Raw genomic sequence first — 12,929 nt, 5'->3', positions numbered from 1 at the left:
AAGGTGGATTATTCGGTCTATTCAGGTACTTTACCAAAACTTAGTACCGATTTAGAACAACTTAATGTGAGAAGTTCCATACATGATGTGATTTTCACCACGCTTTTCTTCTTCGATAGGTTGAGTAGAATAGCTTTCACGCTATTCATTGATAAAATTTTGTATTGGAAATGATATGACACATCAGCAACGCTCTGGCTTTGGTTACTTCTTCTTTGGGCTTGAACTGGCTCTTACCCCGGGAATTCGTCGTTTTGTTTTACTCCCTTTACTCACCAATATTATTTTGGTTGGTGGTGCACTTTTTTATCTATTCAGCCACTTGGATACTTGGATTACCCAGTTGATCGGCCAAATACCAGACTTCCTATCTTGGCTAAGTTATATCCTCTGGCCATTATTAGCGATTACTATCCTAGCTACGTTTTCATACTTTTTTAGCACGCTAGCGAACTTTATCGCGGCTCCGTTTAATGGTTTACTTGCTGAAAAAGTAGAAGAAAAGCTTATTGGCGCCCCCGTTAATGATGATGGCTTGATGTCTGTCATCAAAGATGTGCCAAGAGTTCTTGCTCGAGAATGGCGTAAGTTACTTTATACGCTACCAAAAGCGCTTGGCTTATTTTTATTGTTGTTGATCCCAGCGTTAGGACAAACCGTCGGCCCTCTACTATGGTTTATGTTCACCGCTTGGATGTTGGCCGTGCAGTATTGTGACTACCCCTTCGACAACCATAAAATCAGCTTTGATCAAATGAGACACAATTTGAAACAAAAACAGGGTAAAGCCTATAGCTTTGGTATTTTGGTGTCGGTGTTTACGACCATTCCTATTCTTAACTTAATTGTTATGCCTGTTGCAGTTTGTGGTGCAACCGCTATGTGGGTTGCCGAATTTAAGAATAAACTATGTTAAAACAAGCTCCAATCGAGATAGATTGGTTTACCTAACCCTCTAAACACCTTGGAGTTGCACTTAAGTGAGGGCTCATTTGCATACGCAAGCTATGTGATTGAGGAATCAACGTCGTCGCAACTTCAAGTAGGAAGGATATATAACTTATAACTTTTTAATCCTTCTACGTTTCAGGGTTAACACATATCCTTCTTTCTGTATCCACTCACGTGTCCTACTTATCTAACAGACACGATTAACGTGTGTAATAAAGGAATATCGCAATGAGCAAAATCTACGAAGACAACTCTTTAACTATTGGTAACACACCTTTAGTTCGCCTAAACAAAGTCAGTAATGGCAAAGTGCTTGCTAAAATTGAAGCTCGCAACCCTAGCTTCAGTGTTAAATGTCGTATTGGCGCGAATATGATTTGGGAAGCGGAGAAAGCAGGTACTCTTAAACCTGGTGTTGAACTAGTAGAACCAACCAGTGGTAACACCGGCGTTGCCCTTGCGTTTGTTGCGGCAGCCCGCGGTTATAAACTGACCCTAACTATGCCAGAATCAATGAGCTTAGAGCGCCGCAAATTATTGAAAGCTTTAGGTGCAAACTTAGAATTAACCGAAGCTGCAAAAGGTATGAAAGGCGCGATCGCTAGAGCCGAAGAAATCGTGGCAAGTAACCCAGAGAAATTCTTGCTGTTGCAACAATTCAATAACCCTGCAAACCCACAAATTCACGAAAAAACCACAGGTCCTGAAATTTGGGATGCAACCGACGGTGAAATTGATGTATTTGTCGCAGGTGTGGGCACAGGCGGCACATTGACTGGAACAAGTCGTTACATAAAAGGTGAAAAAGGCAAAGCGATTATCTCTGTTGCCGTTGAACCTGCCGAGTCACCGGTCATAGCACAAGCGATTGCAGGTGAAGAAATCAAGCCGGCTCCACATAAAATCCAAGGTATCGGCGCTGGTTTCATTCCAGGAAACTTAGATTTATCTCTAATTGACCGTGTTGAACCTGTCACTTCTGACGAAGCGATTGCTATGGCACGACGTCTTATGGAAGAGGAAGGTATTCTCGCTGGAATTTCGTCTGGAGCTGCTGTTGTCGCGGCCAATAGATTAGCAGAACTACCTGAATTTGCTGGAAAAACTATTGTTACCATACTCCCAAGCTCTGGTGAGCGTTATCTAAGCACCGCACTATTTGCCGGTATATTTACCGAGAAAGAGAACCAGCAGTAATATGTGGTCAAATCAATTTTTCGTTTAAAAAAGCCCCGTTCAGGGGCTTTTTTGTTGATCCCTGCCTCTCCTTTGGTAATATCAGCAATGTTTTATTTTAAGCTTCAAAATAAAGAAGTCAGAAACGTATTTCAGAACAATGGCGAACGACAACATAGATTGAAATCGCGATTGTACTATTTTAGACCAGTATCAGTTCTGACACGTAAACGACGTCGATGCACTAGCAGAATCGTCAATTAGCGGTTAAGCTGTTCTGGTTGAGAAACTAACAAAAAATAAATCAATTGGGGTATATAACATGTACGAGAAGCAAGTAGAAATCACTGCAGAAAACGGTCTTCACACGCGTCCTGCTGCGCAATTCGTTAAAGAAGCGAAAGCATTCGATGCTGACATCACTGTGACTTCTAATGGCAAAAGCGCAAGTGCTAAAAGCCTTTTCAAACTTCAAACACTAGGCCTAGTAAAAGGCACTGTTGTGACTATTTCTGCTGAAGGCCCTCAAGCTCAGCAAGCGGTAGATCACCTAGTAGCTCTAATGGACCAACTACACTAATCCGGTCCTCTATTTTCAAAGCCATTTTGTGAAAACAAAGTGGCTTTGTTGGAAATAGACTAAACTTTGGGCTATTAATTATCGTTAGCGCAATAGTACACACCCTCCCGTTTACAGTTGACCAATTTAAGGTAAGGCTATGATTTCAGGCATCCTAGCATCTCCAGGCATTGCTTTCGGTAAAGCACTGCTACTTCAAGAAGATGAAATTGTCCTAAATACTCACTCTATTTCAGAAGCTCAAGTAGAAGACCAAGTTAAGTGTTTTTATGATGCACGTAACAAATCTTCTGCTCAGTTAGAAGTGATTAAACAAAAAGCACTTGAAACGTTTGGTGAAGAAAAAGAAGCCATCTTCGAAGGCCACATCATGTTGCTTGAAGATGAAGAGCTAGAAGAAGAGATTTTAGCACTCATCAAAAATGACAAAATGCATGCAGATAACGCGATCTATACCGTGATCGAAGAACAAGCTGCTGCACTCGAATCTCTTGATGACGAGTACTTAAAAGAACGTGCAACAGATATCCGTGATATCGGCTCTCGTTTCGTTAAGAATGCTCTTGGTATCAATATCGTTTCACTTAGCGATATCAACGAAGAAGTTATTCTTGTTGCTTACGATCTAACACCATCTGAAACTGCACAAATCAACCTTGATTACGTGTTGGGCTTTGCTTGTGATATTGGTGGTCGTACATCTCACACTTCAATTATGGCTCGTTCACTTGAACTTCCAGCGATTGTTGGTACTAACGACATCACTAAAAAAGTGAAAAATGGCGATATGCTTGTTCTTGATGCTATGAACAACAAAATCATCATTAATCCTTCAGAAGCACAGCTTGAAGAAGCGAAAAAAATTCGTGATGACTTTGCCGCTGAAAAAGAAGAGCTAGCAAAACTTAAAGACCTCCCTGCTATTACACTAGACGGACATCAAGTTGAAGTGTGCGGTAACATCGGTACCGTAAAAGACTGCGATGGTATCTTACGTAATGGTGGTGAAGGCGTCGGTCTATACCGAACTGAATTCCTATTCATGGATCGTGATGCCCTACCAACTGAAGATGAGCAATACCAAGCTTATAAAGAAGTTGCAGAAGCAATGCACGGTGAAGCGGTTATTATCCGTACCATGGATATTGGTGGTGATAAAGATCTGCCATATATGGATCTACCAAAAGAGATGAACCCATTCTTGGGTTGGCGTGCCGTTCGCATTAGCCTAGATCGCCGTGAAATTCTCCGCGATCAACTACGTGGTATTCTACGTGCATCTGCACACGGCAAACTACGCATCATGTTCCCAATGATCATCTCTGTTGAAGAGATTCGTGAACTTAAGAGTGCAATCGAAGAGTACAAAGCAGAACTTCGTGCTGAAGGTCTTGCTTTCGACGAGAATATCGAAATCGGCGTCATGGTTGAAACACCAGCTGCCGCAGCTATCGCTCATCACTTAGCGAAAGAAGTGTCATTCTTCTCTATCGGCACTAACGATTTGACTCAGTACACGTTAGCGGTTGACCGTGGTAACGAGATGATTTCTCATCTTTACAATCCACTATCACCAGCAGTACTGACGGTGATTAAACAAGTTATCGATGCATCTCATGCTGAAGGCAAGTGGACTGGTATGTGTGGCGAGCTCGCAGGTGATGAACGCGCAACGCTTCTGCTACTAGGCATGGGACTTGACGAGTTCTCTATGAGCGGTATTTCTATCCCGACAGTGAAGAAAGTCATTCGTAATTCAAACTTTGCAGACGTGAAAGCAATGGCTGAAGAAGCACTTTCTCTTCCAACTGCTGCAGAGATTGAAGCTTGCGTAGACAAATTCATCGCAGAGAAAACTCAATAATCTGCCGATACCAATGACCTAGACGACTAAAAGTAGTCGTCTAATCTCAATGATTGGTATACTATAAATCGACAGAATTAAACTAAACGTTAGGAGCATGACACAATGGGTCTGTTTGACAAACTTAAAAAGCTAGTATCTGACGACAGCGCTGATGCGGGTGCAATCGAAATCATCGCACCTCTTTCTGGTGAAATCGTAAATATTGAAGATGTGCCAGATGTTGTTTTCGCTGAGAAAATCGTTGGTGATGGTATTGCCATCAAACCATCTGGTAATAAGATGGTAGCTCCTGTAAATGGTACTATCGGTAAAATCTTCGAAACAAACCACGCATTCTCAATCGAGTCTGACGATGGTGTTGAGCTATTTGTTCACTTCGGTATCGATACTGTTGAACTGAAAGGCGAAGGCTTCACTCGCATTGCACAAGAAGGCCAAGCTGTTAAAGCTGGCGATACTGTAATCGAATTCGATCTAGCGCTTTTAGAAGAGAAAGCAAAATCAACTTTGACTCCAGTTGTTATCTCTAACATGGACGAAATCAAAGAGTTGAACAAACTTTCTGGTTCTGTAACTGTAGGTGAAACTCCAGTTCTACGCGTAACTAAGTAACCCTATTGGTTATCGTCATTGTTATGTAAAAAAACGCTGCTTTTGAGCAGCGTTTTTTATTGTATTCAATTCATGACATTAAACTTAAATTCACGCTCTTTGATGATGAAAATCTAAAGCCCTAAAGCGTATTTCAGCACTTGGCCTTTAACTGGACCTGAGTGTTCTGCCAACTTCAATACCGCATTACGAAGCAGCTTAACTGGCGGAACTTGGTTACTGAATGTCTTATAAAACAGATCCATTCCCGTTTGCATCAACAAGTTATCTGGGTAACGTCGACATTGATACTCATACAGCAAGTCATCAGACAATCGAGCTTTTCCTTCAGTAACATTCAATAATACCTTGGCATCTTTCAAACCAAGATTCACCCCTTGCCCTGCTAACGGGTTGATAGTGTGCGCCGCATCACCGACCACAACACATTGTCGTTTTGAGTATTGCTGAGCATGACGCCGAGTAAGAGGAAACGCCCCCCACTTCAACACCTTGATATCACCTAGCTCTTGTGGAAAGTGAGATAATATTTCACCTCTGAGCGCGTCTGCGTCCAAGGCACATAGTTGACAAATGCGCGCTGGAGAGTCATACCAAACCAAAGAAGCTTGCTGACCGAGCAAAGGAAGAAATGAACGAGGTCCTGAAGGAAAAAACTGCTGCCAGGTAATATCTTGTTGAGGCATTTCGGTTTCCACATTGATAAGCATGCATTGTTGGCGATAGTCCCAAGCCGTAACACCAATATGAGCAAGTTGGCGCACCTTGGAGTTGGCCCCATCAGCACCGACCACCCATTGAGCTTTGAGTGATTTTCCTGACTGCAAATGCACAGTGTTAAGCTCATCAAAATCAATACGTTCTAGCTTCTCAGGGCAAAGTAATGTTAGGTTTGAATAGTGTTCGAACTGTTGCCATAACCCCAACTGTATGAGCCTATTTTCAACCATATAACCAAGCTGTGGTAAGGCTAAATCCTCGCTATTAAATCGCGTTCGGCATTCAGGGTGCTCCCAGGTTTCTAAACGACGGTATGGGCATGTTCTCATGCGAGCAATAGACTCCCAAGCCCCCAAAGACTCCAATAGCTGAACCGATGTTTGTGAAATAGCAGAAATACGCAGATCAAAGGCTTGCGAAGCATCAAATGCTTCAGGGATGCAACTTTCAATAACCGCGACTGTGCGTCCTTGTTTGGCAAAACCAAGCGCAACAGCAGCACCAACCATGCCACCACCAACGATCACTACGTCAAAATTATCCATTATTTACACTTTTCATTCTGATTTTTAGGCTGTTTTTCATTGTACGTTCCTCAGACATTTTTGCTAATTTTTTTCATCAAAAACCTTATTAAAAACATGGCAAAACCCTAGATACAGCCTTGTATAGAATAGATTTCGCTGGATCACTAGTCAGTGACTTTTTAAAGCAGTACAATACGCGGCTACCGCTGATATGGCGGCTATAATTTGAGCATGGCTCAACGAATTTAGACAAACAAAATGAGCGGAAGTGAGATGAGTAAGAAACTGCTAATTAAAACCTGGGGCTGCCAGATGAATGAATACGATTCATCAAAAATGGCCGACCTGCTTAACGCTGCAAACGGCTATGAGCTAACGGAAGAGCCAGAGGAAGCAGATGTACTATTACTTAACACCTGTTCAATCCGTGAAAAAGCGCAAGAAAAGGTTTTCCACCAACTAGGTCGTTGGAAAACGCTAAAAGATAAAAAACAGGGCGTTGTGATTGGTGTTGGCGGTTGTGTGGCAACACAAGAAGGCGATCATATTCGTGAACGAGCGCCATTCGTTGATGTTATTTTTGGCCCACAAACGCTACACCGTTTACCTGAAATGATTAAACAATCACAAACCAACGCCGGGCCGGTGATGGATATATCCTTCCCTGAAGTTGAGAAATTTGACTGTCTACCAGAGCCAAAAGCAGACGGTGCGACCGCTTTTGTTTCTATCATGGAAGGCTGTTCAAAATATTGCACTTACTGCGTAGTGCCATACACTCGCGGCGAAGAAGTAAGCCGTCCAATGGATGACGTGTTGTACGAAATCGCCCAACTTGCTGAGCAAGGTGTACGCGAAGTCAACCTACTTGGTCAGAATGTTAATGCCTATCGTGGCCCAATGCACGATGGCGAAATCTGCTCTTTTGCAGAACTATTACGTTTGGTCGCTTCGATTGATGGTATTGATCGCATTCGCTTCACAACCAGTCATCCGCTTGAATTTACCGATGACATCATTGCTGTTTATGAAGATACACCAGAGCTAGTGAGCTTCCTGCATCTTCCAGTACAAAGTGGTTCAGACCGAATTTTGACCATGATGAAGCGCCCACACACCGCGATTGAATACAAATCGATCATTCGTAAATTGCGTAAAGCTCGTCCAGATATTCAAATTAGCTCAGACTTCATTGTTGGCTTCCCAGGTGAAAGTGACAAAGATTTCCAAGACACGATGAAGCTAATTAAAGACGTTGATTTCGATATGAGCTTCAGTTTTATTTTTTCTCCACGCCCAGGTACACCTGCTGCTGACTATCCTTGTGATTTGTCTGAAGAAGTTAAAAAAGAGCGCCTGTACGAACTACAACAAACGGTCAATGCGCAAGCCATGCGTTATTCACGTTTAATGCTTGGTACTGAGCAACGCGTTCTAGTTGAAGGCCCATCGAAAAAGAACTTGATGGAACTTCGTGCGCGCACAGAAAATAACCGCGTTGTAAACTTTGAAGGTTCTGCCGATCTCATTGGTCAATTCGTTGATGTGAAGATCGTAGACGTATTTGCTAACTCACTACGTGGTGAATTAGTGCGTACAGAAAAAGATATGGACCTTCGCACCATGATTTCTCCTACTCAAATGATGGCGCAGACTCGTCGTGAAGATGAGCTAGGAGTAGCAACGTTTACACCTTAGGTTTACAATAATTCCATATGGCACCCGGTCCAAATCGGGTGCTATTAAATGGCAAACTGAGAGGCAACATTGAGCAATAAAATTGTGACGCTAGAGATAGATCTAGAACCTTCAGATAACCGCCGCCTTGCCAGTCTGTGCGGTCCATTCGATGACAACATCAAGCATTTAGAGCGCCGTTTAGGTGTCGAAATCAACCATCGCAGCCAGTTTTTCACCATTGTCGGCCAACCTCATACCGCAGCCGCTGCTTTAGATATTATTAAATCTTTATACGTTGATACCGCACCTGTCCACGGTAATATTCCCGACATCGAGCCTGAACAAATCCACTTAGCGATCAAAGAATCAGGCATCCTTGAACAAAACTCGGAAGCGGTCATTGAACATGGTAAAGAAGTGTTCATTAAAACCAAAAAAGGTGTCATAAAACCGCGCACACCGAATCAGGCTCAGTACTTAGTTAACATGGTCACTCATGACATCAGTTTCGGGATTGGGCCAGCCGGTACAGGGAAAACATACTTAGCCGTTGCCGCAGCCGTTGATGCACTTGAACGCCAAGAAATTCGCAGAATTTTGCTGACTCGGCCTGCAGTTGAAGCTGGCGAGAAACTGGGTTTTCTACCGGGAGATCTAAGCCAAAAAGTTGACCCTTATTTGCGACCACTCTACGACGCTTTGTTTGAAATGCTCGGCTTTGAACGAGTAGAAAAGCTGATTGAGCGTAATGTGATTGAAGTGGCTCCGCTCGCTTACATGCGTGGACGCACGCTCAACGACGCTTTTATTATTTTGGATGAAAGCCAAAATACCACCGTTGAACAGATGAAAATGTTTTTGACTCGGATTGGGTTTAATTCTCGCGCCGTGATCACCGGCGATGTCACCCAAATTGACTTACCTCGCGGTGCTCGTTCTGGCCTTAGACATGCCATTGAAGTACTCAATGAAGTCGATGAAATTAGTTTCAACTTCTTCCTTGCCGACGACGTCGTTCGTCACCCAGTCGTAGCACGTATCGTCAACGCCTATGAAAAATGGGAAGCGAAAGATCAAAAAGAACGAAAAGCTAATGAGCAACGTCGACGAGAAGAGCGCGAAGCAAAAGTCGTCGACACGATAAACGCTGACTTGTTAGAAACTGAAAAAACGACTGGTGAACAATGAGTATCGAACTAGATTTACAATTAGCGGTCGAATCAGAACAAGGTTTACCTACTCTTAATGATTTTAGCCAGTGGCTCAATAAAGCGGTAACACCATTTCAGACTCAAGCGGAAGTGACTATTCGTGTGGTTGATGTCCAAGAAAGTCAGCAACTCAATCACGAATACCGTGGAAAAGATAAGCCAACCAACGTGCTTTCTTTCCCTTTTGAAGCACCGCCGGGAATGGAAATCGATTTGCTCGGTGACCTCGTTATTTGTCGCCAAGTAGTAGAACAAGAAGCCCAAGAGCAAAACAAGCCATTGATGGCACACTGGGCGCATATGGTTGTACACGGCAGCCTGCATCTGTTAGGTTATGATCATATCGAAGATGACGAAGCTGAAGAGATGGAGTCTCTCGAAACAGAAATCATGCTTGATATGGGCTTTGAAGACCCATACATTGCAGAAAAAGAATAGCTTAAAAGCAAGAGCTTTAAAGCTGTACCTGACTGGCAGGTACAAATATGTGTGCTATCACACATCTGATAGCGTGAATAATTAGAGAAACAATGAACGAAGATAACCCCCAGAATTCTGAAGGTCCGAGTAGAAAGTCCTTCTTTGAACGCCTAGGCCAATTATTTCAAGGTGAGCCAAAAGATCGCCAAGAGCTTGTAGATGTCATCCGCGACTCCGAAATAAATGACCTAATCGACCATGACACCCGTGATATGTTGGAAGGTGTGATGGAGATTTCTGAGATGCGCGTGCGAGATATTATGATCCCACGCTCACAAATGGTCACTGTTGATAAAAATGCTAACTTGGATGCTTTAATCGCGCTGATTACAGACGCTCAGCACTCACGTTATCCGATTATCAGTGAAGACAAAGACCATGTTGAAGGTATTCTACTTGCGAAGGACTTACTTAAATATTTGGGTTCAGAAAGCGCACCATTTGACATTTTAGAAGTGATTCGCCCGGCCGTGGTTGTGCCGGAAAGTAAGCGAGTTGACCGATTGCTGAAAGAGTTTCGTGAAGAACGTTACCATATGGCGATCGTCGTTGATGAATTTGGTGGGGTATCTGGTCTTGTAACCATTGAAGATATTTTGGAAGAAATCGTCGGCGATATTGAAGACGAGTTCGATGACGAAGAACAGCTTGATATTCGTAAGCTCAGCAAGCATACATTTGCGGTTAAAGCACTAACAACCATTGAAGACTTTAATGATGCTTTTGGCTCTAACTTCAGTGATGAAGAAGTCGATACCGTAGGTGGACTAGTCATGACTGCATTTGGTCATTTGCCGAGCCGTGGTGAAGTGGTTGAGATCGAAAACTATAGTTTCAAAGTCACTGCAGCAGACAGCCGTAGAGTTGTTCAACTACAAGTCACCATCCCTGATCTTGAAACTCTTCCTGTCACCACAGAAGAATAACCAATATCCATTCTTACTGAAGTAAGTACATTAGAATGACAAAAGATGATTAAAGCATTTATTCATCGCCTAAAGCGGCCGTTAGCGGCCGCTTTTATTGGCGTATTAACCCCTTTAGCTTTTGCTCCCTACCAATTTTGGCCACTTGCCATCATCAGCCCCGTACTCTTGTTACTACTGATTAACCAACAATCAACTAGAAAAGCCACCGTAATAGGCTATGCATGGGGGTTAGGTTTCTTCGCCTTTGGTATCAGTTGGGTACACGTCAGCATCGACACATTTGGCGGTATGCCAAAAATCGCTAGCCTATTTTTAATGTCACTATTGGTCGGATATTTAGCAGTCTACACTGGGTTATTTGCCGGTCTTTTAAACCGTTTTTTCCCGAAAAATAATCTCGCTCGCTTTTTCTTAGCCGCGCCAGCACTTTGGTTACTCACCGACTGGTTAAGAGGTTGGGTGATGACCGGATTTCCTTGGCTGTGGTTAGGCTATAGCCAAATCGATAGCCCCCTTGCCAGCTTTGCCCCATTAGGGGGTGTCGAGCTCATCACTTTGCTCGTTATCGTGTGTTCCAGTGCTATCGCGATGACGTTGCTTCAACGAGCATGGGCGCTGCTACTTATTCCTGCGGTTATCTTTACCACTGGTTTTGGCTTAAGAAATATTGATTGGGTAACACTAGACCCTAGCTCAACCACCAAAGTTGCACTTATCCAGGGTAATATCAATCAAGCTGTCAAATGGCACCCTAACCAACGTTGGCCAACCATTATGAAATATACCGACCTCAGCCGTGAAAACTGGGATGCGGATATTATCATTTGGCCTGAAGCAGCCATTCCAGCTTTCGAATTTGAGATCCCCTCTTTTCTGCATAACCTTGATAGCGCAGCAAAGATGAATAACAGCGCAATCATTACTGGTATATTGAACCAAGGACCTGAGAAAGAATTTTATAACAGCATACTGACGCTTGGTGAAACGCCTTATGGTGATTACACCTATGACCCAACCCTGCGCTATCACAAATATCACCTACTGCCCTTTGGTGAATTTGTCCCCTTTGAAAAATTCTTAAGACCAATTGCTCCGTTTTTTAACTTACCAATGTCATCTTTTCATCGCGGAGAGTATGTTCAACCTAATATCATAGCGAATGGGAAACACCTCACTCCTGCGCTCTGTTATGAGATCATTTTTAGTGAACAAGTACGAGCAAACGTCACAGACGATACCGACTTTATCTTAACGCTATCAAACGACGCTTGGTTCGGTCGATCTATTGGGCCATTACAGCATATGGAGATCGCCAGAATGCGCGCTCTTGAGCTAGGGAAGCCGTTAATACGTTCAACCAATAACGGCGTCACAGCAGTCACGGATCATAAGGGTAACATCCTCAAACAACTGCCTCAGTTTGAAACTGGCGTACTTAAAACAGAGCTGACCTCAACAACAGGTCATACCCCTTATCGAACCATTGGAACTTGGCCTTTGTATATTTGGGTCTTCTTAAGCTTACTTTGTGGGTGGCGATGGAAGAGCTAATAGTGCTCAGTTAAAATGAAACAAAGGCGCTTAGTGCGCCTTTGAAATCACAGATAGCCAAAGCACATCACTATTATGGTTTTAATGGCAACCTGGTAAAGGCAGTTTTCCCACATTGGATACAAGCTACAATTTCCGTTGGATGGTTGTATTCCGTTTTTTGCCCACAATGGTCGCAAACTAATACACCTAAACCAATCATCTCACCTGCCTGATATAAACCTTGTCGCTCTAAGTCTTGAAATAGCTCAACCCATTCCACTTTCGTACGATCAGTAATATCTAGCAACCCTTGCCAAATTGAGTTTGTGATCATCAACGAAAACGGGCTACTTCGACTCTCTTCAAAATTATCCGCAAACTCTTTCAAATCAGCTTTAACGTAAGCCGAAATCAACGCCAACTCATCTTTGGTCATATCGTTCGCTGCATCAACAACTTTGCCCGATGTATGCAAAACATTTGATATTTCATCTGGGCTATGTTTGAGTGTTTCTATCACATCATCAACAATCTCTTCATAACTCGCTTTACGTTTTGGCATTAGTGACCTCCATCAAACTAGATTGGCTATTGTTGTGTACCCTTGCTTTAGGTATTCTATGTCGATCAATTAGAATCTGTTCTAACCGAACTCACAAATTC

The 12,929-nt window shown here is 43.1% G+C and carries 12 protein-coding genes; 10 read left to right on the top strand and 2 right to left on the bottom strand.

The window, feature by feature from the left end; all coding sequences use genetic code 11:
* Positions 1 to 175 precede the first annotated feature (175 nt).
* From cysZ to crr, 5 genes are all read left to right on the top strand, one after another.
* Entirely contained in the window at positions 176 to 916 is a 741-nt protein-coding gene (gene cysZ / locus HGG78_RS09610; RefSeq protein ID WP_171980426.1) for a sulfate transporter CysZ, read from the top strand.
* A 263-nt stretch (positions 917 to 1,179) separates the two neighbouring features.
* Entirely contained in the window at positions 1,180 to 2,148 is a 969-nt protein-coding gene (gene cysK / locus HGG78_RS09605; RefSeq protein WP_053310260.1) for a cysteine synthase A, read from the top strand.
* 301 nt (positions 2,149 to 2,449) lie between these two features.
* Positions 2,450 to 2,707, top strand: a complete 258-nt coding sequence (locus HGG78_RS09600; RefSeq protein WP_011078325.1) for an HPr family phosphocarrier protein — start codon at positions 2,450 to 2,452, stop codon at positions 2,705 to 2,707.
* 139 nt (positions 2,708 to 2,846) lie between these two features.
* Entirely contained in the window at positions 2,847 to 4,571 is a 1,725-nt protein-coding gene (gene ptsI / locus HGG78_RS09595) for a phosphoenolpyruvate-protein phosphotransferase PtsI (RefSeq protein ID WP_053310261.1), read from the top strand.
* Positions 4,572 to 4,676: 105 nt separating this feature from the next.
* Complete coding sequence (gene crr, locus HGG78_RS09590; protein WP_053310262.1) at positions 4,677 to 5,186, top strand: PTS glucose transporter subunit IIA; 510 nt, start codon at positions 4,677 to 4,679, stop codon at positions 5,184 to 5,186.
* Positions 5,187 to 5,299: 113 nt separating this feature from the next.
* Here crr and HGG78_RS09585 read toward each other — a convergent pair whose 3' ends face one another.
* Entirely contained in the window at positions 5,300 to 6,451 is a 1,152-nt protein-coding gene (locus HGG78_RS09585) for a 2-octaprenyl-3-methyl-6-methoxy-1,4-benzoquinol hydroxylase (protein WP_172532752.1), read from the bottom strand.
* 255 nt (positions 6,452 to 6,706) lie between these two features.
* Here HGG78_RS09585 and miaB point away from each other — a divergent pair, with 255 nt between their 5' ends.
* The 5 genes from miaB (at position 6,707) to lnt (ending at position 12,284) form a co-directional block, all read left to right on the top strand.
* On the top strand, positions 6,707 to 8,131 hold the full coding sequence (gene miaB, locus HGG78_RS09580; RefSeq protein ID WP_053310264.1) for a tRNA (N6-isopentenyl adenosine(37)-C2)-methylthiotransferase MiaB: 1,425 nt from the start codon (positions 6,707 to 6,709) through the stop codon (positions 8,129 to 8,131).
* A 69-nt stretch (positions 8,132 to 8,200) separates the two neighbouring features.
* Positions 8,201 to 9,301: a PhoH family protein gene (locus HGG78_RS09575; protein WP_172532751.1), complete on the top strand. Its 1,101-nt coding sequence runs from the start codon at positions 8,201 to 8,203 to the stop codon at positions 9,299 to 9,301.
* Positions 9,298 to 9,762 carry an rRNA maturation RNase YbeY gene (gene ybeY, locus HGG78_RS09570; protein WP_172532750.1) on the top strand — a complete coding sequence of 155 codons (465 nt, stop codon included), beginning with the start codon at positions 9,298 to 9,300 and terminating at the stop codon, positions 9,760 to 9,762. Before HGG78_RS09575 ends, ybeY begins: the two co-directional genes overlap by 4 nt.
* 92 nt (positions 9,763 to 9,854) lie before the next feature.
* Positions 9,855 to 10,730, top strand: a complete 876-nt coding sequence (gene corC, locus HGG78_RS09565; protein ID WP_053310267.1) for a CNNM family magnesium/cobalt transport protein CorC — start codon at positions 9,855 to 9,857, stop codon at positions 10,728 to 10,730.
* 45 nt (positions 10,731 to 10,775) lie between these two features.
* Positions 10,776 to 12,284, top strand: coding sequence for an apolipoprotein N-acyltransferase (gene lnt / locus HGG78_RS09560; protein WP_172532749.1), 1,509 nt, complete (start codon positions 10,776 to 10,778; stop codon positions 12,282 to 12,284).
* Positions 12,285 to 12,357: 73 nt separating this feature from the next.
* On the opposite strand, the gene HGG78_RS09555 is transcribed toward lnt, so the two are convergent.
* The gene (locus HGG78_RS09555; RefSeq protein ID WP_172532748.1) at positions 12,358 to 12,828 is read right to left on the bottom strand and encodes a zinc ribbon-containing protein; all 471 of its coding nucleotides are present in this window, start codon (positions 12,826 to 12,828) and stop codon (positions 12,358 to 12,360) included.
* Positions 12,829 to 12,929 lie beyond the last annotated feature (101 nt).

Source organism: Vibrio aestuarianus, assembly GCF_012395185.1.
Classification (GTDB): Bacteria; Pseudomonadota; Gammaproteobacteria; order Enterobacterales; family Vibrionaceae; genus Vibrio; species Vibrio aestuarianus.
Note: the sequence above shows the minus strand (reverse complement) of the source record. Positions and strands in the feature narration are given on the sequence as shown.

What these genes read in the sequence shown, in the direction of transcription:
- cysZ (WP_171980426.1), top strand. Translation starts at nt 176, where the DNA reads ATGACACATCAGCAACGCTCTGGCTTTGGTTACTTCTTCTTTGGGCTT.
- cysK (WP_053310260.1), top strand. Translation starts at nt 1,180, where the DNA reads ATGAGCAAAATCTACGAAGACAACTCTTTAACTATTGGTAACACACCT.
- HGG78_RS09600 (WP_011078325.1), top strand. Translation starts at nt 2,450, where the DNA reads ATGTACGAGAAGCAAGTAGAAATCACTGCAGAAAACGGTCTTCACACG.
- ptsI (WP_053310261.1), top strand. Translation starts at nt 2,847, where the DNA reads ATGATTTCAGGCATCCTAGCATCTCCAGGCATTGCTTTCGGTAAAGCA.
- crr (WP_053310262.1), top strand. Translation starts at nt 4,677, where the DNA reads ATGGGTCTGTTTGACAAACTTAAAAAGCTAGTATCTGACGACAGCGCT.
- HGG78_RS09585 (WP_172532752.1), bottom strand. Translation starts at nt 6,451, where the DNA reads ATGGATAATTTTGACGTAGTGATCGTTGGTGGTGGCATGGTTGGTGCT.
- miaB (WP_053310264.1), top strand. Translation starts at nt 6,707, where the DNA reads ATGAGTAAGAAACTGCTAATTAAAACCTGGGGCTGCCAGATGAATGAA.
- ybeY (WP_172532750.1), top strand. Translation starts at nt 9,298, where the DNA reads ATGAGTATCGAACTAGATTTACAATTAGCGGTCGAATCAGAACAAGGT.
- corC (WP_053310267.1), top strand. Translation starts at nt 9,855, where the DNA reads ATGAACGAAGATAACCCCCAGAATTCTGAAGGTCCGAGTAGAAAGTCC.
- lnt (WP_172532749.1), top strand. Translation starts at nt 10,776, where the DNA reads ATGATTAAAGCATTTATTCATCGCCTAAAGCGGCCGTTAGCGGCCGCT.
- HGG78_RS09555 (WP_172532748.1), bottom strand. Translation starts at nt 12,828, where the DNA reads ATGCCAAAACGTAAAGCGAGTTATGAAGAGATTGTTGATGATGTGATA.